Consider the following 24,363-nt stretch of genomic DNA (forward strand, 5'->3'; position numbering starts at 1 on the left):
GGATGCTAAATATTATTTTGATGATAATGAAACACAATATCTTAAGAAACCATGGCTTTAGAGCCTGCGCACTGATGAAAAGCCTGAGGATTTTGATGGTCTTTGGAGCTATAGCAATGTTTTCTACGGTATCCGGTAATGATGCTACTCAGGGAGATAATTCTTTCCCGGTTCACGTTTTAGTGCGGGATGCAAATACCGGAGAATCTGTATTAACTGCCCGTATAGAGGCTGTTAATAATCGGGCTGCCGCAACTCTTCAGGATGATGAGAGTTATATCATAAGCCTTACTTCGCCCAACGAAATTCTTCGAATTGTGGCCATTGGTTATGGCACGCGGGAAGTCCCTTTGAGAGGAAGAGAACGTCTTGTAGTTGATTTGTTTCCAGATATATTCACAGACAATTATCGGGAGATTGAAAGTTTTAAGGGGCCTGTTCGTAAAAGTTTTATGCCTTTGGCATATGGCGAAACCAGGGATGTTGATCATCCATCAATTTTAACCATCGATGATGTCATTAAAACCCGTTTAGGTGGAAATGTGAGATCTGTAAATCGTTCCGGCGTTGCTGGAATGGGATCTTCCATGTTTATTCGTGGATTCAATTCATTAAATATGAATGCGCAGCCGTTAATTATTGTGGATGGTGTTATATGGAACAGTCTTTATGATATAAACTCAATACATGCCGGATATTTTGGCAATACATTGGCTGACCTGGATTTAAATGATGTTGAGAGCATTAGTGTGATCAAAGATGGTACTTCCATTTATGGAAGCAAAGGAGCCAATGGAGTCATCCTTATTAAAACCAGAAGAGGAGAGGGGGTTGTAACCCAAATAGAATTTAATGCTTATGGAGGAATCACCACTCAACCGGAATCGTTGCCTGTTATGGGGGGAGATCAATTCAGGATCTATGCATCTGAACTTCTGGGGACAACCAATATTCACCGAAGTGAATACAGCCAATATGGCTTTTTGATGACTGATCCAACTCGTCCGGGATACAACCGTTTTCATAATAACACAAACTGGGACAATGAGGTATATCGCACTGGTTTAACCCATTCATACCATGTAAGTGTGAACGGCGGTGATAACATGGCATTATACGCTCTTTCTGTTGGATATACAGGTGTTGAAGGTGTTGTAAGAGACACAAGAATGGAAAGATTAACCACCAGATTTAATGCTGATTTTGATCTTTCTGAACTTTTTACTTTAGGCTTGAATGTGTCTTTTTCAAATGTTGACAGGGAGCTGTTTGATGACGGAGTTGTATTTCATACATCTCCTACCTATCTGGCTATGATCAAGTCACCATTTTTAAATCCATATACTTTTACATCTGCAGGTGTACAATCCAACGATCACGAAGATAGTGATGAGTTTGGCATCAGTAACCCAAGTGCAGTTATGGATCGCTCCTTAAATGTTAACAAGCATTACCGATTTTCATTGGGGGCAAAACCAACCTTTTATATATCCCCAAGGCTTCAGTTGAGTACTCATTTTGATTATAGTCTCGACAAAGTTAAGGAGACTTATTTCAGACCTATTCTTGGGGTGGCTGATATTGATTTACCTGGGTATGGGGTTTCAGAAAATATGTTTATGTCTCAGCAAATGCGCAATGTTGCTATTTTTGACGACACACGGTTGACTTATCGCAATACGTTTGATCATGTGCACAGAATTGATGCTATGGCTGGCTGGCGTTTCCTATCCAATTACTACGAATTGGATTATGGAGAAGGGCATAACTCTGGAACGGATCAAAGAAGAAATCTTTATGGAGACATGGAGTTCCGTTTTATAGATGGAATTAACGACAGAATCAGGTCAATTGCCAACTATGCTAACGTAGAGTACAGTTTTGATAACCGCTATTTTGTAACAGCTGCTGTTTCAATGGATGCATCTTCCCGTTTTGGAAAAGAGACAGAAGGTGGTTTTCAAATGTTAGGCCACAGTTGGGGTATGTTTCCATCATTAAATGCCGCATGGCTTGTTTCTTCTGAAGAATTTATGGCCGGAGCAGATTTTATTGACCGTTTAAAGTTTCGTGCAGGTTATGGTATTTCTGGTAATGATGACATTGCAGCTTTTTCCAGAGATTCATATCTGATATCTACACCTTATATGAATCGTGCGAATGGTTTAATCATTGGCAATATTGCTAATACTTCCATTCAATGGGAAACAACTTCCAAAGCAACTTTTGGATTTGATGCCATCTTGCTTAATGACAGGGTAGCATTATCTGCAGGGATATTCCACCATAATACAAAAGATTTGCTGGGTTTAAAAGAGCTTCCTGAAGTGGCCGGACAGGGATATTATTGGCAAAATGGTGGAGAACTTCAAAATCAAGGGTTTGACTTCTCAGCCAATGTTAAGGTGATCAACAACAGTAATTTCCAATGGGAACTTGGAGCTAGCATCGGACATTATAGAAATGAAATTGTTTCACTTCCTGATGGAGATTATACTACAACCATTTATGGTGCAGAAATTCTCACATCTGTTGGAAATCCTGCAGGGCTGTTTTATGGATATAAAACCAATGGTGTTTTTGCAACAGAAGCTGAAGCTTTAGCTGCTGGATTGTTAATGACCAATTCTCAGGGACACACTTACCTTTTTGGAGCAGGAGATGTTCATTTCGAAGATGTTGACGGTGATGGGTTTATTACCGCCAATGACAAACAGATTATTGGTGATCCAAATCCTGATTTTTATGGTTCTTTTAATACCCGATTTGGTTATAAGAATTTCACATTGGATGCTTTCTTTACTTACTCTGTCGGTAACGATGTTTATAACCACTTAAGAGCCAGTTTGGAGTCAGGTAGTGATTTCAGTAATCAGTCAACCGCCATGCTCACTCGATGGAGAGCAGAAGGTCAACAAACCAATCAGCCGCGTGCTTACTATGGAGATCCAATGGGGAACTCAAGGTTTTCTGATCGATGGATAGAAGATGGGTCATTTCTTAAGTTAAAGAGCATAAAACTAAACTATAAGGTTCCTGTGCAGAGTAACTGGCTAGGAGGTCTGGATGTTTGGGTAGCGGCCAATAATCTTTGGACAATGACAGATTATCTTGGTCGGGATCCTGAAGTTTCTGTTGGAAACGGAGTCCTATATCAAGGAATAGACGCAGGTCTTCTTCCATCCACCAAGAGCTTTTTTGTAGGAGTTAAAATGAATCTCTAACAGAACTTACTGTATAATTTTAGCAGATATTTTATTCTGTAGCATAAATGAAACAAGAGATGAGAAATATATTAAAACTATTAGCAGGCAGTCTCATGGCCGTTATTTTAATTACCGGCTGTGATGATATTCTGGAAGTTGATTCAGATCGACTGTTACTGGAAGAGAATCACACCATTAATACGACTTTTGACGCCATGTATGGTAAAACCGGGGTTTATGCCAAACTTCAGGAGTTAGGTAGAAGGTATGTTCTTCTGGGGGAGCTTCGGGGCGACATGATGGATATTACCAACAATGCCGGTCGTGATTTACGTGAAATTTCTGAATTTAATATTTCACCAGATAATCCTTACGCTGACATAAGAGATTATTATGCAGTTATTAATCAGTGTAATTACATCATTAGTAAATTAGATACTTCTGTGGTCATTCAGGCAGAGAAGGTTCTGATGCGCGAGATGGCTGCTGTTAAGGCTGTTCGTGCATGGACTTATTTGCAAATGGCTCTTAATTACGGTTCAGTAAGGTATTATGAAGAACCCTTACTTACAATAAATGCGGCCAAAAAAGATTTTCCTGAACTTTCTTTGAATGACTTATTACCAATTCTTATAGCTGATTTAGAACCTTGGAGAAATATTCTTCCCCCTAATGAGTTTACCATTGACGGAAATATTACCTCATTGGAAGTTAATTTTCCTGTACGGTTTGTTCTTGGAGATTTGTATCTCTGGAATGGTGAGTATGAGCGAGCTGCCTTGGAGTATAGAAATCTGATGGTGGCAGAATTTATTATAGCCTGGTCTATTAGAAATACATGGGAGGTTACCGGTTCTGCTTTTACGGGGCAAAATCGTACATGGTGGAATGCTTTTGATATTGAGAACATCCACGCAGAAAGGTTAACCATCATGGCTAAATCCACTGAATATGGTTCCGGTGCGTTTTTGGATTCAATTATGGTTTATAATTTTGAAGTGGCGCCCAGTAATGCCGCAGTTGAAACATTCCTTGAGCAGACCTATTATCACAATGCAAATGTAACAACAGATGGCGATTTACGCCGTGTACATACTTTCTATCTGTTCGATGAAATGTTTGGAACTGTTCCTGACCAATATGTAGGGCAGTCAGGATATATATCAAAATATGTAAATTATGCCAGTACTGAATCAGCAAGTGCAATTTTTATTTATAGAGCAGCTCAACTTCATTTGAGGTATGCAGAAGCTGTTAACAGAGCCGGTAAACCGAACCTTGCGTTTTCAGTGATTAAGCACGGATTGAAGGAACAAGTGATTATGAATGATAGCATTGTTCCATCGCGAGAACGGACAGCCAATTTGCCAACTTACATGGATTTTTCCCATGCATTTTTTAACAATAGTCGGGGAATTCGTGAGCGGGGAAGTGGAAATGTAAGTACTGTTAATTCTTTCAGAATTCCATCTCTTCCTACTTTACAGGATTCAATTCGATATGTTGAAGATATGATCATAGAGGAGTATGCATTGGAATTGGCTTATGAAGGTCACCGTTTTCATGATCTGATGCGTGTAGCCTTAAGACGTAACGATCCGGGATATCTTGCTCGAATGGTAGCAAGGAGAAACAGCGCCTTGGAAGGAATTCTTTCTGATCCTAATAGTTGGTACCTGCCTAAATAACATACAATGATTTTTGGTTTTCATAATTTTTGATTTGGAGTTGGATGTAAAAAGGGACTTGTGGTAACACAGTCCCTTTTTTTTTGTTTAAGCTTACTCTCAGTGAATGTTTTTGATCTGCTATAATCGTTATTCACTGAATACTTAGTTTGTCTTAATTACTTTTATCATCTCAATCTTTAATTCTGTTTCAATAACCAAAATATACACACCTGTATTTTGAACAGTGATGGTTTGTTCTGTTGACTTGTTTGTATATTTTGCTATAATTCTGCCGCTGATGTCATATACCGTAATGTTATTAATTGGTAATTCAGAAATAACATTAAACTCGCCTTTTGAAACAGTTGGGAAAACAATTACTCCTTTGCTTTCTGGTGTATAGAAATTACTTCCCGGGTCTGGATCAGGATCAACAACCTCTTCTTCTTCTACATCAAAAACAATGGTATAAATGAGTATGTCAATACCATTTTCGGCTGTTACCTCAATGGTAGCAATGCCAGGCAGTGATGTAGCATTTTCTACCAATGCGGTCGCGATAGGATTTCGTGTTGTCGCAGTAACGGCCGGCAAAATTGTTGTTCCAAACGGCAATGTAACCTCATAATCCAATATGTGTGGATCAAATTCGGTCAATAAAGCTCCATTAACCCTTATCTCTGATAGTTTGGTATCAGATGCTGCGTTGTAAAATTCAATTGAGTATGTGGTGGTATATTGGCCGTTTTCTGAAGTTACCATGATGGTTGTGATGCCAGGTAATGATTCAGCCGACGTAATAACAACTGTAGAGTTGGTGTTTTTTGGTGCTGCCAATACTTCAGGGACTTCTGTTTCGGTTTCTTCAATGTTTATCAAATAACTTGTTGTATGTGGGACAAACCCCTCCAATTCTGCGCCTCCTATCATTATTTCCAAAAGAGTAGCATCCGAAGTCATATCATATACAGGAAAGTCCGTAGATCTTAAAGCTACAATGGCAGGATCCATAACACCGTTATATATATTAAATTCTATAATTGAGCCTCTCCATGTCTGGTCCCCTGTGTAGCCTGATTTCCCCAGATATGCTAAAGAGTTCCCAATGTTTTGCACTTTATGTGATTCTGGTAGGGATGCAGAACCAATATATTGCCCGTCTACAAATAGAGAAATTGAGTCTCGCGTAACAGTACTTACCAGATGGTGAGGCATTCCGTCATCGAGTTTGTCCCCTCTTACATCAATGTCAGCGTTCCATGGACTTCCGTATTGTCCTATGCTGATGGATGCACGGCTGTTGTTGTCGTTGGTTGCAGAGAGATAAAAATAATCATTCCCATAATTATTACTTGGGTTTGTATCACCAAAATAGGCCAGCATGGTGTGGTATGGGTTGTCCTGACCTGCGATAATATAGGCCTCAAATGTTACTATTCTGTAATTGTTAATTCCAATTTTATGTGCAGGCAATTCTATATATTCATTGTTGATTGTTGTGGTAAAACGTCCCTCCGAAATAGCACCCCCATGAACTTTTCCGTGTGCATTGCCTATGACGTCAGTTGCTGTTCCACTATCAAAACGGTACGAATGTATTAATTCGAAAGGTTCTTCAACGATGTTTAAATGATAGCTTTTTGAACTGCTACCATCTTGCGATGTTACTTGTATTGTTGTGGATGCTTGTCCATTGCTAAGGTTTATTAAACCATCACCGCTTACTGTAGCTCCAGGGAAGTTAGGAACTCCCGAGAGGATCACTGATGACATCCCATTTGGAACATAAACCTTGTATTGAGTTGTTTCGGGATTGAATTTTGGCTCAATTGACCCTGTATTAAAAGTGATGTCACGTAATGTGGCGTCAGAGGTTCCTTCATCCACAAAAATAGCTACGTAATAAGATAATTCTGTTCCATCTAGAGCTGTTACTGCAATCTCAACATCCACACCATCCTCAGAAAAAGCAACTACGCCGTCTGATCCAACCAACTCTCCTGCTCCAACAAACATATCAACGGATGCTCCCATGCCTTTGGGCAAGGCATTGATGGTGATGGATTGTGTTCCATAAGGTACAGCCAATTGGTAATCTCTGATTTCCGGATTGAAAGCCGGGCTGATTTCACCCACATTGGTGGTAATGCTTGCCAGAGTTGGATCACTATCGGTAACCAGACCAACCTCTAAAACTTCAAGTCGTGCATGGTTGTTATCGGGATTGTGCAATGCCGACCAATAACCTATTCCAGATATTCCAGTTTTCCTGAAGTGTGCATCTCCGTTATAAATGATAACGGGTTCTTCCATCTCTTCAGATTTAGCATAAACCCGATAAGTCTCAGCAGGAACATTTACTGCAACCCAAAGTTCGTAAGTGGCACCGTCAACCGGTATTACAGGATTGGTTAACAGAAAACTGCCATGCACTCTTACATGAATGCCATTTGTATAAAATGGAACTGCCACTGAATAATCTGTCCAGGCACTTATGGGTGTTTCTGATAAAGTAAATACTGCGTCAAAAGTTCCATTTTCATTGTAGTCATAAACAATTACTTTGGCATAAATCAGGTGCCTGTTGGTTAAAGGTGGATCAAATGTTCCAAAATCATCAACAACTTGAGCTCTCACGTTGTTGGTTATTGATATACCAGCAATTATTAACAGGCACCACCATCTTAATAATGTAAATTTTCTTTTCATAATTGTTGTTTTAATTAGTGCATATTTGATTTTTGGTTTAAAAAAAGGGAACCAAATATAATAATTCAGTTCCCTTTTTATTCGATTGATATTGTTTAAATATCAATAAGTAAGAATGTTAGTTGGTTTTAACGACTTTGAACATTTCAGTCTTGCTACCGGTTTCTACCATTAAAATATAAACTCCGGCATTTTGAACTGTGATGGATGTTTCGTTGCCTACATTTTGATAACGGGCAATAACTCTGCCGCTTAAATCAAATACAGTGATATTATTTATGGCCGTTTCAGAAACTACATTGAAGCTGCCGTTTGTAACTGTTGGATAGACAACAACACCTGAAGTTTCTTCTTCAAATATACTGTTGCTTGGATCTGGATCAACAACCTCTTCAGCAAGTTCAAATTCAATGGTGTATGTTTTGATATTGATTCCATTCTCTGCGGTTACTTCTATGGTTGTTACACCTGGTAACTCTGTGGCTTCGGTTATTACCATTGTTGCTTCAAGATTTCTGGTAGTTGCTGTTACCAATGGTATCTCGGTAGTTCCAAATGGTAATGTGATAACATATTCAGTTACCGCTGGGTCAAAATCTTCAAGAATGTCGCCATCAACCACTATTTCGCTCAATGAAGCATCAGCCTCAGCATTGTAGAACTCAATTTTGTAGGTAGTGGTGTACTCTCCATTTTCTGAAGTTACTACAATGGTTGTTATGCCAGGAAGAGATTCGGCAGGATTGATCACCACAGTTGAATTGGTGTTAGTGGCTGCTGCCAATACTTCTGGTACTTCTGTAACGGTATCGTCAGTATTTATAACGTAGCTGAGGATATGAGGCGCAAAACCTTCCAATTCAACTCCATCAACCAGCACTTCAGATAACGTTGCATTTGATGCTACATCATATACCGGGAATGCAGTAGAACGAAGCGCAACGGTTGTTGCATCCATTATTCCGTTGTATATATTAAATTCTACCAAAGAACCTCTCCATGTTTGGTCACCAGTATAACCTGATTTTCCAAGATATGCCAGATTCCTACCAATGTTTTGTACTTTGTGCGACTCAGGAAGTGCCGCTGATCCTGCATATACTCCATCAACGTATAGAGAAATAGAGTCACGGGTTAAAGTGCTTACAATATGGTGTGCCATTCCATCGTCCAACTTGTCTCCTCTAACGTCTATGTCCGCTGCCCATGGACTTCCATGTTGACCTATGCTTAGGGCAGTTCGACTGCTGTTGTCATTAGTAGCTGATAAATAGTAATAATCGTTTCCATAGTTGTTCCCGGCGTTGGTATTACCAAAATAAGCCATCATTGTATGGTACGGATTATCCTCTCCAGCTATGAAATACGCCTCGAGAGTTACGATGCGATAGTTGTATATGCCGATTTTGCTGGCTGGTAATTCAATAAACTCACCGTTAACTGTTGTGGTAAAGCGGCCTTCAGAAATGGCTCCACCATTTACAACTCCGTGGGCATCTCCAATGGCATCTGCAGCAGTTCCACTATCGAATCTGTATGAGTGAACCAATTCAAATGGCTCTTCTACTATATTGACCGTGTACGATTTAGTAGCTGATCCATCCTGTGAATTTACCACGATTGTTGTAGTTGCAGCACCGTCACTTAATACCAATTCACCACCTCCGGTTACAGTTGCCTCTGGGAAGTTAGGAATTCCTGTAACTGTAACGCTCGATGATCCATTTGGCACATAAGCAGTATAGCTGGTTACATCGCGATTAAAGTTTGGTTCAAGTAATCCTGCGCTTAATTCAATGTCCCGAAGAGTGGCATCTGAAACACCTTCATCAACAAATATGAACATGAAGTAAGTAATTTCAGTGCCGTCCATGGCTGTTACAGTGATTTCCAGGTCAACACCGTCTCCTTCGAATGGAATGACACCGGTTGCCGGCATAAGTTCCCCTGTCCCGCTGTTAAATATGTCGATGGAGGCACCCATTCCCGCCGCTATTGGCGATACGGTGATGGATGTTGTTCCGTAAGGAACAACCAGGTCATAACTTAGTACTTCTGCATCGAATTCAGGAGACATCTCGCCTACATTCGCGCTCAAACCTGAAAGTAATGCATTGTCATCCAGTGGAAGGAAGTCAATGACACTCACTTCCAGATAATCCGGCTCACCCTGGGAATTGTGGTATGCTGTCCACCTGGTTAATTCTGATACGTGATCTTCTCCATAGAAATTAACATATCCATCGTAAACAGCCTGTGGTGCATCCATTGTGGAAGTTTGAACAAACAAAGAAAATCTGTTGTTTGGTACATCAACCGGCATCCATAGCTTCATTAGTTCTCCGGGAATAGGAATGATTTCACGTGAACGTTGGTGCTGAATACCTATGCCCCCACCTGTGCCATAAAATACGATCTCAGCGATGGCATCTCCCCAGGCAACAATTTCATTGTTGGAAAGCGAAAAAACAGCATCGAAATTACCATTTTCATTTGCATCATAGAAAACCATTTCAAAATATAAAAGGTGTTCACCTGTTAATGGGGGATCAAAAGTTCCTGTTTGGTCAACCGCAGGTTGAGCCAGAATGTTTGTAGTAAAACCCAGCAATCCCATAACAATAAGCAGGAATCGGGTCTGATTGAGTAAAAATCTTTTCATAATGATTATTGTTTAAAAGTTTAAAAGACAATTAATTATAATAGGCTAAAAACAACCCTTTATGTAAATCTATGTTTTATAAAGTTAAAGAATTGAAATCTATAAGTAATAGTACAAATTCAAAAATTAGTGTAAATTATTTGATATTTTTTTAACTGATGGTTTTGTTTGTTTGTTTTTAAAGTGCAGATAAACAGAGGGTAATAGAAAAGGCCGTCATTTTCGTAGAAAATGACGGCCTTTAATTATCTATTAATACTCTAAAAACTACTATCTGGATTTAATCACTCTAAATGTTTCCACATTAGAATTATTTTCAACTAAAATGATGTACATGCCTGGAGATGGAACATCAATTGTTTGCTCAGAATAAGCCTTCAATATTCTGCTGATCACTCTTCCCTGCATATCAAATATAGAGATGGTGCTTCCAATGGCTTCAGATTTTACTGTGAAACTACCATCGGTTATGGTTGGGAAAACAACAGTTTGTTGCTTGGTTTCTCCCGGAATATTGGTGGTTGGCTCTTCAGTAAACTCAACAGTATATGTTAGTTGGGTAATACCATCCTGAGCCGTAACCACAATTGTGGTTGTGCCTGGGATCTCTGTTGCTTCAGTAATCACCACATCTGCCCCCTGATTGGTGGATTCTGCTGTTACTACTGGTACCGTTGTTGTTCCTTCTGGTAGTTCAATGGTGTAGTTCAAGACAGCTGGATCAAAATTTTCTAAAGCAACACCGTCAATCAATAGCTCAATCAGAGTAGCATCGTCAATTTCACCCATCAGCAAGAGTAATTCAATGCTATAAGTATTGCTGTATTCGCCGTTTGCTGATGTTACCTCAATGGTTACAGTTCCAGGCAAATTATCGGGCGAATTAATAACCACTGTGGCATTTTCGTAATATGGAACAGCTTCAATCACTGGTATATCAGTAGTTCCTTCAGGGAGAACCATCAGATACTCCATCATAAACGTACTGAAATCTTCTAATGGTTCACCATCAACTGTAATTTCAGAAAGTGTTGCGTTGGATGTGTTGTCGGCAGTTGGCCAGTCTGTTGCTCTTAGTGCAACTGTTTGCTCATCCATTTCTCCTGAATAGATATTAAACTCATGGATGGTTCCGTTCCATGATGGATCATTCCATCCTCCTCTTCCTAACCATGCATTTTCGGTGCTGATTCCTTTAATGATAAGATTGTCCGGTGTTGGAGTAACCGCCTGAAGTGCACCGTCAATATACCAATAGATGTTATCGTAGGTAAGCACACTCACAGAATGTTGGTTGGCACCATCAACGGCTCTTGCCCCTGAAGATGTTGCTACAGCAGCGCCCAGCATATTGCTGCCAAATTCAGTGCGGCTTGTTAAGTCACCACCCCCTCTTGTTGGCTGCATCCAGTATGCATTTGAACCTGTCATGCCTCCGAAATATGCAAGCATTGTAAAGGACTCATTAACTCCGTTTGTAACATATGCCTCTAAAGTAATTGCAGTATATTCATTTAAAGCAATTGTTTCAGCCGGAAGTGTAATGTAATCACCAGCTTCGGATGCAATATAAGTACCATTATTTATAACGCCCCCGTTGATGGTTCCATTGGCACCGGATACTACATCTTTAGCAGTTCCATCCACAAATGTATAGGAGTGACGTAATGCGTATGGCTGTTCTTCTATGTAATTAATAACATAGACCTGAGTATACCTTTCGTCTGCGGATGCCACTTCAATTGTTACCTGGCCTTTTTCCTCTGATATGGAAATCGTTCCGGTTCCGGAAACAGATGCCGTTTCGTCAATGGCAACTGCACTGATTTCTAATTCAGTAGTTCCTATTGGAAGCACGGTGTAATATTCAGTTACATTGCTTCTGAATTCCGGGTAAATATTTATATCAGTAATTTCAAGAGACTCCAGGTTTAAATTTGCCTTGGGGAATGAGGGAACATAGGTTCCGCCTCTGATGATTCCATGGTGCTGATTAGTTGTTAGATCCAATGCATAACTTGGAGTTGGCGTGTCGAAATTCCAATAACCTACCAAACCGGATTCGTCTCCGTTCAATATTTCATATTTATTCTCATTGATTTCTTCAACAGTTAGTTCTCGGTTCCAAACACGAACTTCATCAATATCACCTTTAAAAGCGCGATTTGCATCACCATTATCCCATCCAATGTAAAGTTTGCCTATAGCATAGTCAAATGGCTGATTAATGGTATGTTCAGCACCCCCAAAATCAGAAGTGTATTGGGTGTATTCTATACCGTCCAGAATAATGGTTCTTGAGTCTTCGTTGAGAATAACCGCAACGTGTTGCCAGGTATTGGTAGGAATAGGATCCGTAAGGACTCCGTAATCACCGGAAACATTGGTCATAAACCTGAGTCTTCCAGATCCCTGCCATCCTGATGAATATTGCAAACCTGCGTGGTGGTTGTCATTCTCTCTATTATAGAATAAACCTGCGTTATTGGGCTGTGCTCCATCAGGTCTAATCCACATTTCGATGGTATATGGCAGACTGCTTAAACTCAATCCGCTTAAATCGATGTGGCTGTTGTTTCCATTGCCTCCTTGCATGCGAATTGCATAGTCGGCAGGCTCAGCTTCCTCAATTGCAATTAAGTAGTTTTGTGTTTCAGAACCATCTGCTGAAGTGACTGTAATCGTTGCCGTTGCTGTTCCATTTGACAAAGTTATCTGAGTGTCTCCTGAGATAGTTGCTTCCGGGAAGTTAGTTGTTCCAATGATATCAACGGTAGTGGTTCCCGCAGGCACGATAGCGGTATATTCAAAAATCTCACGATTGAAAATGGGGTGAATTGCACCGGCACTTAATTGAAGATCGCGCAAAGTTGGATCGCCAGAACCCTCATCCACGAAAATATACAACCAATACGGCATTTCAGATCCGTCCATGCTCGTTACAAGTATCTCTAGGTCAACTCCGTCACCGGTAAATGGAACAACGCCATCACTTCCAATCAGAGCTCCGGTTTGGTCAAAAATATCGAATGATGTACCAATGTTTGGGAATGCGTTTACTGTTATAGATTGGGTTCCGTATGGAACGGCCAGTTCGTAACTTGTAATTTCTGAATTAAAATCTGGTTCAAATTCCCCAATGCTAGTTGTTAAACCTAATAACGTTGGTTCAAAATCCAAGGGACGTATTTCAACTTCGTCAACAATTTCCAATCTGGCATGCTGATTGTCTGGATTGTGTAGAAGCGACCAGTAATTTATAGCAGAAACATCTGTTTTTCTGAAATGCGCATCTCCATTGTAAATAATTACAGGAAATTCCATCTCTTCTGATTTGGCAAAAACCCGATAAGTTTCAGCCGGAACGTCCACTATGATCCATAATTCATACATTCCACCGTCTACAGGAATAACATCATTGGTTTTTAAAAAACTACCGTCCACCCTTACATGAATGCCATTCGTGTAAAACGGAACTGCTACAGAGTAATCAGTCCAAGCTTGAATTTCTGTTTCAGACAGAGTGAATACGGCATCAAAAGTGCCATTAGCATTGGTATCGTAGACTATTACCTTCGAGTAGATAAGATGTCTTCCGGTTAAGGGTTCATCAAACGCGCCAAAATCGTCAACAACTTGGGCATTTACACTTGTCATGCTGAATAATCCGAGGAATGTCAGCAAGCAACTCAATCTCACAAGTAAATCTTTCTTTTTCATCTGTTTTCCTTTTGTTAAAAAAATAATAAAATGACTTTGTTCAATTTTCCGAAATTGCTTTTGCCACAAAAACGATTGATTATTTCAAAATTAGTATCTCTTATAATTGATGTATGTTTAAAAATTAACAAAAACTATCAAATTTTTGAAATAATTAGAAGGGAGCCGTTTTGAATAGGGGTAATGTAAAAAGGTGTAAAGTCTATATTTATAATGGATCTGTGAAGTTTTGTATAAAAGAGAAGGCTGCCTTCACGAGGCAGCCTTCTAAAAAATAGAGCTATAGGTTTTCGGCACAGCCGAAAAATGGTTCTAGTTGTTTTTGATCACTCTGAATGTTTCAACATTTGAGTTGCTCTCAACTACAATGATGTACATTCCGGGTGTAGATAAGTTGAATGTTGCTTCCGATGAGTCAGCAATAGTTCTTAAAACAACTCTTCCCTGAAGATCATAAACCGTAATAGAGCTCCCAATGGCTTCTGTGTTTACAGTAAAACTTCCATTAGATACTGTTGGGTAAACAACTGTTTTGGGTTTCTCGTTTTCAGAAATATTTGTGGTTGGCTCTTCAGTAAACTCTATGGTGTAGGTCACTTGTGTTGTTCCATCTTGAGCAGTAACAACTATGGTTGTGAAACCTGGAATTTGATCAGCATCGGTTATTACCATGGTTGCTCCAGGGTTATTGGCTACTGCAGTAACAGCCGGAACTGTCGTTGTTCCCGAAGGAAGTTCAACTGAATAGCTCAAAACTTCAGAATCGAATCCATCAAGTTCAACGCCGTCAATCATGATTTCTGTAAGGCTCGCATCGTCTATCTCGCCTTGAAGAACAACAAATTCAATAGTATAGGTGTTGCTGTACTCTTCATCGGCTGAGGTAACAACGATGGTGGTTGTGCCCGGTAGATTATCAGTAGCATTGACTACGACTCCTGCATTTTCATAAAATGGAGTAGCTTCAACTACAGGGATATCTGTTGTTCCTTCAGCCAAAAATACTGTGTACTCCATTACAAATGGACTAAAACCTTCGATGATATCAGAATCAACCATAATCTCAGATAAAGTTGCATTGGATGCATTGGTAAGAGTAGGCCATACTTGTGCTCGCAAGGCTACCTCTTGCTCATCCATTACTCCTTTATAAATGTTGAATTCGTGAAGCGTTCCTCTCCAACTTGGATCGTTCCATCCTCCATAACCCAACCATGCATTTTCTGTACTGATGCCTCTTATTAAAAGATCATCAGGTGTCTCAGTTACTGCTTGTAATTGACCATCGATATACCAGTAAATGTTTTCATAAGTAAGGACACTTACAAGATGCTGTTGTGCACCATCTACCATTCTTGGTCCTGAAGCCGTAGCTACGCTGTGGGTGTACATGGTACTGCCAAATTCAGTACGGCTGCTAAGATCGTCACCACCTCGAGTGGGCTGCATCCAATAGGCATTAGAACCCGATGCTCCACCAAAATATGCCAACATGGTATAACCTCCGTTTATATCACTTGTGATATAAGCTTCAAGGGTGACCGCCGGATACTCATTCAACGCAATCTCTTCAGCCGGAAGAGTAATGTGATGCCCGTTAGCACTGGATATAAATGTTCCATTGTTGATGGTTCCACCATTGATATCACCATGAGCATTTCCAACCATGTCTTTGGCTGTTCCATCAGCAAAAGTATATGAATGTTGCATAGTCAGTTCAGGCATTTCCATGTAATTAACTACATAGTCTCTGGTGTATTCAGTATTAACAGCTGTAACAGTAATCGTCAATTGGCCTTCACCGCTTACTTCATGAGTGCCATCTCCTGAAACTGTAGAACTCTCATCTCTTGGAGTCGCATTGAAAGTAAGAGATGTTGCGCCTGTTGGCAGAATAACATAATACTCATCTATATGCATATTAAATGCCGGATGTAGTTTTATCTCATCATCTAACGACAAGTCTGAAAGATATGTGTCATAAGGAGAAACGAGTTGTTCTATCGGCTTAATACTCCATATTGCTAATTCATTATCAAGCCATTTGTCAGAGTAAACTCCACCTTCCAGATTTGTGTTGTTGGTTCCGATGTATCTGCCTCCTTCATTAATTCGTCCAACCGGAATAATTCTGAAACGGCCAGGTTCAAATTCGTTAACAACGAAACGGCTGCTGTCAAGATCATCGGTCTTGTTTTCTGACATCACCAAATCCCAAACTGGTTCTTCTACTAAAGTTAAATATAGATCATTTTGATTTTTAATGAAATATTGACCTTCAACTCCACTTTCTTCAAATACAAACAGTATAGATGGCTCATCATTTATCGCATGATAAATCCTTGTAACATTATACTCTTCTCCGCTTTCTCCTAATACAAAACCAGAGGCTTCATGCTGTATGAATAACGGTTTCTCTGTAGTAAAATCAGTTACGAATAGTTCTATTTCATATGTTAATGTTGATTCACCATCTTCGGAAGTTACGGAAATTGATGTTGATCCAGTTCCTTCAGATAGAGTGATGCTTCCGCCTCCTGTAACTGAAGCCCCTGCCCACATAGGAATTCCGGTCACTTCAACAGATGTGGATCCATAAGGGGCAATTGCAATATAACTGGTTACATCGGGGTCGAATTCGGTGGTTAATCCACCTGCAGAAAATTCTATTGCCGATAAAGCTGCTGATTCCTGACCAGGATCATGATTGATGTAAACATAATAGGTTAACTCGGTTAACTCATCCAGGGCAGTTACTACTATTTCCAGATCAATTCCATCTTCAGTAAATGTAATATCTTCATCTATAGGTAGCAGATTGCCTGCCCCATCATAAACAACAACTTCAGCTCCATTTGCTGAACTTCGGGCGTTCAAGGCAACCGAGGTTGTACCATAAGGCACATAAAGGTCATAAAACTGTTCTTCCGGATGGAATTCCGGTGTAAGTACTCCTCTATTAAATGATAGTTCTGAAAGAGTCGGATCAAAGTATGATTCTCCCATGAAATCCCAGAAGCGTTGTTCTACGTCTTCTGCAGAAAGAGTGCCATCGAAAATGTTCATCTCATAAACTTCTCCTTGCCATTTTGCATCATTTAGATAAACAATGTAACCAATAAAGACTTCCTCATTGCTTATGGCAGATAATGCATTGTTGCCTTCCAATGGTTCTGTTGACATAAACTGACCATCCAGATAGAGAGTGATTTCAGTTTCAGTTAACACCCCCACTACCTGATGGGTTCTTGTATCTGTAATCATATCTCCATTGGCACCAACTTCTGTTGTCCATGGGTTCTCGGTGTTAAGAGTTGAAATGGCAAATCTCGAGAAGTTATCATCACCTCCTCTGGTTGGCTGATAAATCAAATAGTCAACTCCCATTGGCCATCCCGGATCATGATTGGTTCGGCCAAAACAGAATAAAGTTGAATTGCCGGATACGCCTGCAGCCTGACTAAAAAATACTTCTACTGAAAGGCTCTCATAAGAGGCAACGTTAATTTCTTCGCCGGGTAGTGATACGTAGCCTGTGCCCGAGAGTATTAGTCTTCCGTTTTCCACGACTGCATCGTCATGCAGTGTGCCATCCGCTCCCCCTACGATGTCTGCTGCTGTTCCATCCTCAAACGTATAGGAGTGTTTTAATGTTTGTGCCATGATTATATTGGTACTTGAAAGTCCCAAGACAAATATAACCATGAAAATTTTCAAGAGTAATCCTGTTTTTTTCATAAAGCTATTCTTTTAATATATAATAATTGTTAAAGATACTTTATTGAAAAAGCAGGGTTTGTCAATTTCTCTGCATATGATGTTAATTTTTCTAAAATCCTTGATTTTATTGAGTTTTTGTAGTTTTAGTATGGCTTGTTCGGACATTTGTTTAAGTCTTTTTTCAAAGATTTAATTCTCTGAATTTGCAAAGTGTTAATTATTTATTTTGTTTATCCTATAAGTAATGGAACGGCCAAAACGCATTTTTTTATGGACTGTACTAAGTTTATTTACCGCTTTAACATTGCTGCTGCTTAGGTTTTTGTTGATCTGGAGAAAATAAAATTTCTGCCTGTCTTTTATGATTGTCACCTATATGTCATTTGTGAAATCCTTTATTGATCAGAGAAATAAAATCGCTGCTTTAAAAAATGTTATATATAATGCCGAATTTATGATGTTTGAGATATCTTAATAAGGCTAATTTTACATTAGTGTGTAAGTTGTTAACTATAATTGATTAACTATTATATTTAGGCTAATGAAAACGATGAAATTGATTGCTGTAATATGTACATCTATATTAATGTCTTGTATTGTTGCAGACAATGGAGATAACTCGCAAATTCGGACACCGGATGGGTATGAGCTTATATGGTCGGATGAATTTGATCAGGATGGCAGAGTGAATGAGAATTATTGGGAGTACGATGAAGGGTTTGTTCGTAATGAAGAATTGCAATGGTACCATCGTGATAATGTGTACATAAAAGATGGTGTTCTTGTTTTTGAAGGACGGAGAGAACAGATTGAAAATCCGAATTTTGATCCCAATAGCCGAAATTGGAGAAGAAATAGAGAGTATGCAGAATACACTTCGGGATTAATAAAGACACGAGATCGGTTTTCTTTTAAATATGGGATAATGGAAGTGCGCGCACGAATCGATCCACGAAAAGGATCGTGGCCTGCAATCTGGACTTTAGGCATAAATAGAGGATGGCCCTCAAGTGGCGAGGTAGATGTTATGGAATATTATCGCATTGATGGTGTTCCATCTATTTTGGCAAATGCAGCTTGGGATGTTAATAATGACTATAACCCCAGATGGGATTCCGAGGTTATTCCTTTTTCGTATTTTCTCGAAAAAGACCCCGATTGGGCTAGTGAATTCCACATATGGAAGATGGATTGGACAGAGGATTATATCCGTATATATTTGGATGATGAGTTGTTAAATGAAATTGATCTTAATGAAACCATAAATTATGATGGGTTCAATCCATTTCGCCAACCTCATTATATCTTATTAAACCTTGCAATTGGTTCTAATGGCGGAGATCCATCTGAAACAGATTTTCCGATATTGTATGAGGTTGATTACGTAAGGGTTTTTCAAAAGGTTGAAAATAAATAAAACTGTCAGATTTCGAAGGTTGGTTCAAGTTGATAGTTTAAATGAGATGGTCGAATACACCTTGTCGCATGATTACGATGATTAGAAAGATCTGTTCCGATTGTTATAGATTAGAGTCTTGTCTATCGGTCTATTAGTTTTATTCCGCATTGTGGGACTTCGCTTTGCTCAGCATCTAATCTAAAAATCTTTTCAATTGATTCAAAATGAATTATTACAGTCGCTTAATTTAATATTTATAGAATGAAACGGAACTACTTTTATTTTACATTATCGCTTGTCCTGCTTTTGATTTCCTGTCATCAGAGTAAGCAAGATCAAGTGGTTGGCAATCCTCTTTTCGGAGGATACTTTGGAGCTGATCCCGCAATAGTTGAATATGAAGGGAAATTTTTTATTTACGCAACAAAGGATCCATGGGGAGGAGATGATCTGGCTGTGTTTGTCACGGAGGATTTTTTGTCGTGGGAAGAAGCTTCCCTAAATTGGCCAACTAAAGAGGCATGCACCAGTCCAACGTCAATGGATGCAAATGTTTGGGCTCCAGATGTTATTCAAGGTAAAGACGGGCGCTTTTACATGTATATATCTGTTGGAAGTGAAATATGGGTCGGCGGAAGCGACCACCCTCTTGGCCCTTGGGAAAACCTAAAAGCCGACAACACTCCATTGATTCCATCTGATTTTATCGAAGGAATACATCACATTGATGCAAATTGCTTTATTGATGATGATGGCAAAATATATCTATACTGGGGTTCTGGTTGGGACTGGGTTAATGGACGTTGCTTGGTTGTTCGTCTTGACGATGACATGAAAACTTTTCTTGAAGAGCCCCAGGATGTGACCCCACCAAACTTTTTTGAGGGAGCCTTCATGATTAAGAGAAACGGACAGTATTACCTGATGTATTCTGATGGAATGGCTATTAATGAGACTTATCACATTAGGTATTCGGTAGGAGATACGCCTTATGGACCTTGGAGGGAAGGTAAGTACAGTCCGATTTTGGAATCAACTCCCGATGGGGCAGTGGTAGGACCCGGCCATCACAGTGTATTCAGAGTTCACAATCAGGATTATATTCTTTATCACCGGATATATCCACAGGAGCAGGAGTATGTTTTGCGTCAGCTATGCCTTGATAGTTTAAATTATGACGCAAAAGGGAATGTTCTGCCAATTTCATTAAACAGCGTACCGCCTTTTCAATAGGTTCACAAATGTATGAAATTTTAAAAAAGTACAGATAAACGGTTTTTAGATGTACAATATCCTTCTTGAAATACTCATTGTATAATTAAATTTAAAAAATTATTTTTACAAATGCCGGAATGAGTAAGTCTTAATGCTTAATTCTAGAATTGATCGTCTGGTCTTATATTCCGGGATTTTTGTTAGGTGTGATTTGTTTTAAAAAAGGGCTGTCGATCGACAGCCCTTTTTACTCCTAGACTTTTAAATTTGGATTATTCTGTTCCGGATTAAATTCTCCTACTTCGGATATTGGGTTTGGTGCGAATTGGGTGTAATTTCCCACTTTATCATAGTATCCAGTAATGAAATATTGGTATGCCCATAAATCTCTTTACGACATCCAAATTAGTGCGAGCATTATATGTCCATATGACGAGGATGCCATCCAACTAATTGTTTGAAGCTTGCTTTTTGTCTAACTAATTTCAGAGAAGGAAAGAGTATATGAAAATATAAATAAACTCACGGAAACATCTCATTTGTGTTGGGCTCTTTAGAGTTTGTTTAGTTAAGTGTTTGATTGTTTGTGTGTAGTGGTGACGTTAAAATACATTTAACACCTAAGTGGTGTACATAGCAACCTTGTATTTACACAAATTATCCCTTTAAGTTATACAAATACGTACAAGCAATCAAAAAGTGTTAAGATATATTTGTATAGTCTAATGAATTGTTTCTGCCGGGACGTTTGGATTTTGCCAACTGTAAAGTGTGGACTTTTACCGCAAAATGCCGATTTTTCGTTAATCCGGTTAAAAAGATTATTGTTGTCCGGATCATGCGAGATTATTTTAAACAATTACATTTAGTAGGAGGTATATCTAATCAGTTCTGGGAAATAAATAAATTCTAACAAAAATTAGAAGAGTAATGAATATGATACTAAGAAAATTGGGAGTTCTGTTTGCAGTCTTGATGTTGTCTTTATCAGCAATTGCTGATTCATCACCTCGCGAACGCTTACTGATGAATTATGACTGGAAGTTTGCATTTGGACATGCAACAGACATTGAAGAGGACTTTAATGTTGGAACCAGTTATTTTACCTATTTGGCCAAAGCCGGATATGGTGATGGTGCCGCAGCTGCTGATTTCGATGATCGATCATGGCGGCTGTTGGACTTGCCTCATGATTGGGCTGTAGAAGCAGAATTTCATCCCGATGCTAGTCATAGCCATGGCTATAAGGCTGTAGGACCAGGCTTTCCAGAGTCAAGTGTTGGTTGGTATCGACGTTCATTTTATATTCCGGAGGAGGATTTGGGAAAGCGTATTTTTATTGAATTTGATGGTGTTTTTCGTGATGCCAGGGTTTGGGTGAACGGATTTTATTGCGGCAATGAACCCAGCGGATATACCAGTTTTTCATATGATGTAACTGAATACCTTAATTATGGAGGCAATAATGTAGTTTCAATTCGTGTTGATGCAAGTATGGAAGAGGGGTGGTTTTACGAAGGAGCCGGTATTTATCGACATGTTCATTTAACCAAAACAGATCCATTGTATGTTCCGCAATACGGAACATATGTAACCACACAAGTTGATGACGACCAGTCGGAGGTTACAGCTCGCATCACTGTTATGAATAAAAATCTGGAACCGGTATCTTTCCAGATTGAGAATAAAATAATTGATGCTGAGGGACGAGTAGTCGCTTCAGGAAAGTCTGGTATTAAAGAACTAAAATCTATGTATCATGGGGAGTACCCCATGATATTAAACGTTGATAATCCACGTTTGTGGGATATTGACGACCCACATCTTTATCAACTGGTTACAAATATTTGCCAGAATGGTGTTTTGGTGGACGAGTTTAAAACAACGTTTGGCATTCGTACCATAGAATGGACTCCTGATAGAGGCTTTTTCCTCAATGGCCGACATGTGAAAATTAAAGGAACCAATAATCATCAAAATCATGCCGGGGTTGGAACGGCCATCCCTGATGCACTTCACGAATGGCGTATTCGTCAGCTGCAATACATGGGTAACAACACTTACCGTATGGCTCATTATCCGCCATCACCTGCACTGCTTGAAGCGTGCGACAGAATGGGAATGCTGGTGGTAAATGAAAACCGGCTAATGGGTACTACCGATGAGATTTTGGATCATCTGCGAAGATTGATCATAAGGGATAGAAATCATCCAAGTGTTATCCTTTGGTCAATTGGTAATGAAGAGTGGATGATTGAAGGCAATGAAAAAGGCGCTCGAATTGCTCTCAATATGCAGGCTTTTGCGAAAAAGTACGATGAAACAAGACCCATTAATGTCGCTGTAAGCGGTACCTGGGGGGGCGGAATTTCCAGTGTGATTGAAGTTATGGGGTATAATTATTTGCGCCATGGAGATACCGATAAGCATTACGCTGCAAATCCGTGGCAGGCCTCTTTGGGAACAGAGGAAGGATCTACCAACACCACACGAGGAATTTATTTTGACGATTTTGATAAACAGCATTTAGCTGCTTATGATCGTCCTACAAATGGTTTTATTAGAATCCGCGATGGTTGGAAGCATTACGCAGAGCGTGATTATTTAGCCGGAATGTGTATCTGGACCGGGTTTGATTATAGAGGAGAATCTACACCATTTGAATTCCCATCAGTTGTTTCTTATTTTGGGATGATGGATTTGTGCGGTTTTCCCAAAGATAATGTTTATTATCTGAAGTCGTGGTGGTCCAATGATCCGGTTTTGCACGTCTTTCCTCATTGGAATTGGCCCGGCCGTGAAGGAGAAGAGATTGATGTTTGGGTTTACAGCAACTTTGAGGAGATAGAGTTATTCTTAAACGGTGAAAGTTTGGGGAAACAGACTATGAAACCCAATGATTATCTTTCATGGATGGTAGAGTACCAGCCCGGCACAGTAAAAGCTGTTGCTTACGAGAACGGAGAGGTTGCCATGACAACTGAGGTTTCTACTACCGGTACTCCTTCTTCTGTCGCACTGGTTGCCGACAGAACCGAGATTCGTGGCGATCGGGCAGATCTGTCTGTTATCACTGTGCGGGTGGAAGATGAGAACGGTGTTTTAATTCCTGATGCGATGCATGATGTTGTTTTTGATATTTCCGGCCCCGGACGCATCATTGGAGTTGGAAATGGCGATCCGGTTTCTCACGAGCCATGCAAATTCGTTGAAACCATTAAGGCATTAAAGATTGAAAGTATCCGGGCAAAACCGCTTTCTGAGGTGCGTCTGAGAAGGGTTTTGGCACCAGGTTTTGATTGTTCATCCTGGGAGCCAGGATTGCAGGGAGATGGTCTTGCACCCGGCACAGAGTCTGTGCCAGTGGTTTTCCGAGGGACGTTTAACCTCACCGGAGAGGATCTTTCGAAAGGTAAAATTCAGTGGATGTATAAGAGTATTGGACACAATCAGTCGGTTTATGTGAATAGCAAACTTGTTGGAGAAAATTTATCAGGAGATGCTCCGTTTCACCAGTTTGATCTCGCAGCATCAACACTAAAGGTTGGAGCAAATGTAGTAACAATTGTGGCCAATCCATTTGTTAAGGCACATGTCTGGAACAGTGAAAATACCAATCCTGGATTGGTGCGCGTTGAAATTCCTGCTGATCAATGGAGAAGGAGGGTATTTAACGGTTTGGCACAAGTTCTTGTGCAGAGCACAGGAGAAGCAGGGGAGATTGTTCTCTCAGCAAAATCAGATGGGTTAACGCATGATGATATTGTGATCACTGCTTTAGAATCTGATATTGGGCCTGTTGTGAAATAATGAGTATTTAATTGTGGTTTGTTTTGTAATGATTATGTTTTTTCTTAAATGCCGAATCCCTTTGGGATCGGTATATAGAAGAAAATAGTTTCAAATAAATAGAATCTCAGACCACTGTATTTCGCTATCCTCCTTTTCAGAAAATAACAGATTGTTGTGAATTCATTAGAGTCAATAATTCGTGATTTTAACATGTTTTGTTTAATTAATAGTTCGTCAATTATTTTTTATTTACCTAATTATCAAGCGTTT

General features: G+C 39.6%; 9 protein-coding genes. 5 read left to right on the forward strand and 4 right to left on the reverse strand.

The genetic code is table 11. The features are described 5' to 3' along the window. Positions 1 to 26 precede the first annotated feature (26 nt). Positions 27 to 3,224 carry a SusC/RagA family TonB-linked outer membrane protein gene (locus EV194_RS05050; RefSeq protein WP_165921804.1) on the forward strand — a complete coding sequence of 1,066 codons (3,198 nt, stop codon included), beginning with the start codon at positions 27 to 29 and terminating at the stop codon, positions 3,222 to 3,224. Positions 3,225 to 3,283: 59 nt separating this feature from the next. After that, on the forward strand, positions 3,284 to 4,894 hold the full coding sequence (locus EV194_RS05055; protein WP_165921805.1) for a RagB/SusD family nutrient uptake outer membrane protein: 1,611 nt from the start codon (positions 3,284 to 3,286) through the stop codon (positions 4,892 to 4,894). 144 nt (positions 4,895 to 5,038) lie between these two features. Here the strand turns inward: EV194_RS05055 and EV194_RS05060 are convergent, their stop codons facing one another. The 4 genes from EV194_RS05060 to EV194_RS05075 all read right to left on the reverse strand — a co-directional run bounded on the left by EV194_RS05060 (position 5,039) and on the right by EV194_RS05075 (position 17,705). After that, a complete protein-coding gene (locus EV194_RS05060) occupies positions 5,039 to 7,585 on the reverse strand; it encodes a cadherin-like beta sandwich domain-containing protein (protein WP_132432717.1) in 2,547 nt (848 codons plus the stop codon). A 118-nt stretch (positions 7,586 to 7,703) separates the two neighbouring features. Beyond that, positions 7,704 to 10,247, reverse strand: a complete 2,544-nt coding sequence (locus tag EV194_RS05065; protein ID WP_132432719.1) for a cadherin-like beta sandwich domain-containing protein — start codon at positions 10,245 to 10,247, stop codon at positions 7,704 to 7,706. Between the two features lie 270 nt (positions 10,248 to 10,517). Beyond that, positions 10,518 to 13,967, reverse strand: a complete 3,450-nt coding sequence (locus EV194_RS05070) for a LamG-like jellyroll fold domain-containing protein (protein WP_132432721.1) — start codon at positions 13,965 to 13,967, stop codon at positions 10,518 to 10,520. 312 nt (positions 13,968 to 14,279) lie between these two features. Further along, positions 14,280 to 17,705 (reverse strand): cadherin-like beta sandwich domain-containing protein, encoded by a 3,426-nt coding sequence (locus EV194_RS05075; protein WP_132432723.1) that lies wholly within the window; start codon positions 17,703 to 17,705, stop codon positions 14,280 to 14,282. Positions 17,706 to 18,228: 523 nt separating this feature from the next. On the opposite strand from EV194_RS05075, the gene EV194_RS05080 reads away from it, so the two are divergent. The 3 genes from EV194_RS05080 to galA all read left to right on the forward strand — a co-directional run bounded on the left by EV194_RS05080 (position 18,229) and on the right by galA (position 24,111). Beyond that, positions 18,229 to 19,104 (forward strand): glycoside hydrolase family 16 protein, encoded by an 876-nt coding sequence (locus EV194_RS05080; protein ID WP_243699332.1) that lies wholly within the window; start codon positions 18,229 to 18,231, stop codon positions 19,102 to 19,104. A gap of 243 nt (positions 19,105 to 19,347) precedes the next feature. Then, on the forward strand, positions 19,348 to 20,319 hold the full coding sequence (locus tag EV194_RS05085; RefSeq protein ID WP_132432725.1) for a family 43 glycosylhydrolase: 972 nt from the start codon (positions 19,348 to 19,350) through the stop codon (positions 20,317 to 20,319). Between the two features lie 912 nt (positions 20,320 to 21,231). Further along, positions 21,232 to 24,111, forward strand: a complete 2,880-nt coding sequence (galA, locus tag EV194_RS05090) for a beta-galactosidase GalA (protein ID WP_243699333.1) — start codon at positions 21,232 to 21,234, stop codon at positions 24,109 to 24,111. Positions 24,112 to 24,363: the final 252 nt, after the last annotated feature.

Source organism: Natronoflexus pectinivorans, from assembly GCF_004345615.1.
Classification (GTDB): domain Bacteria; phylum Bacteroidota; class Bacteroidia; order Bacteroidales; family Marinilabiliaceae; genus Natronoflexus; species Natronoflexus pectinivorans.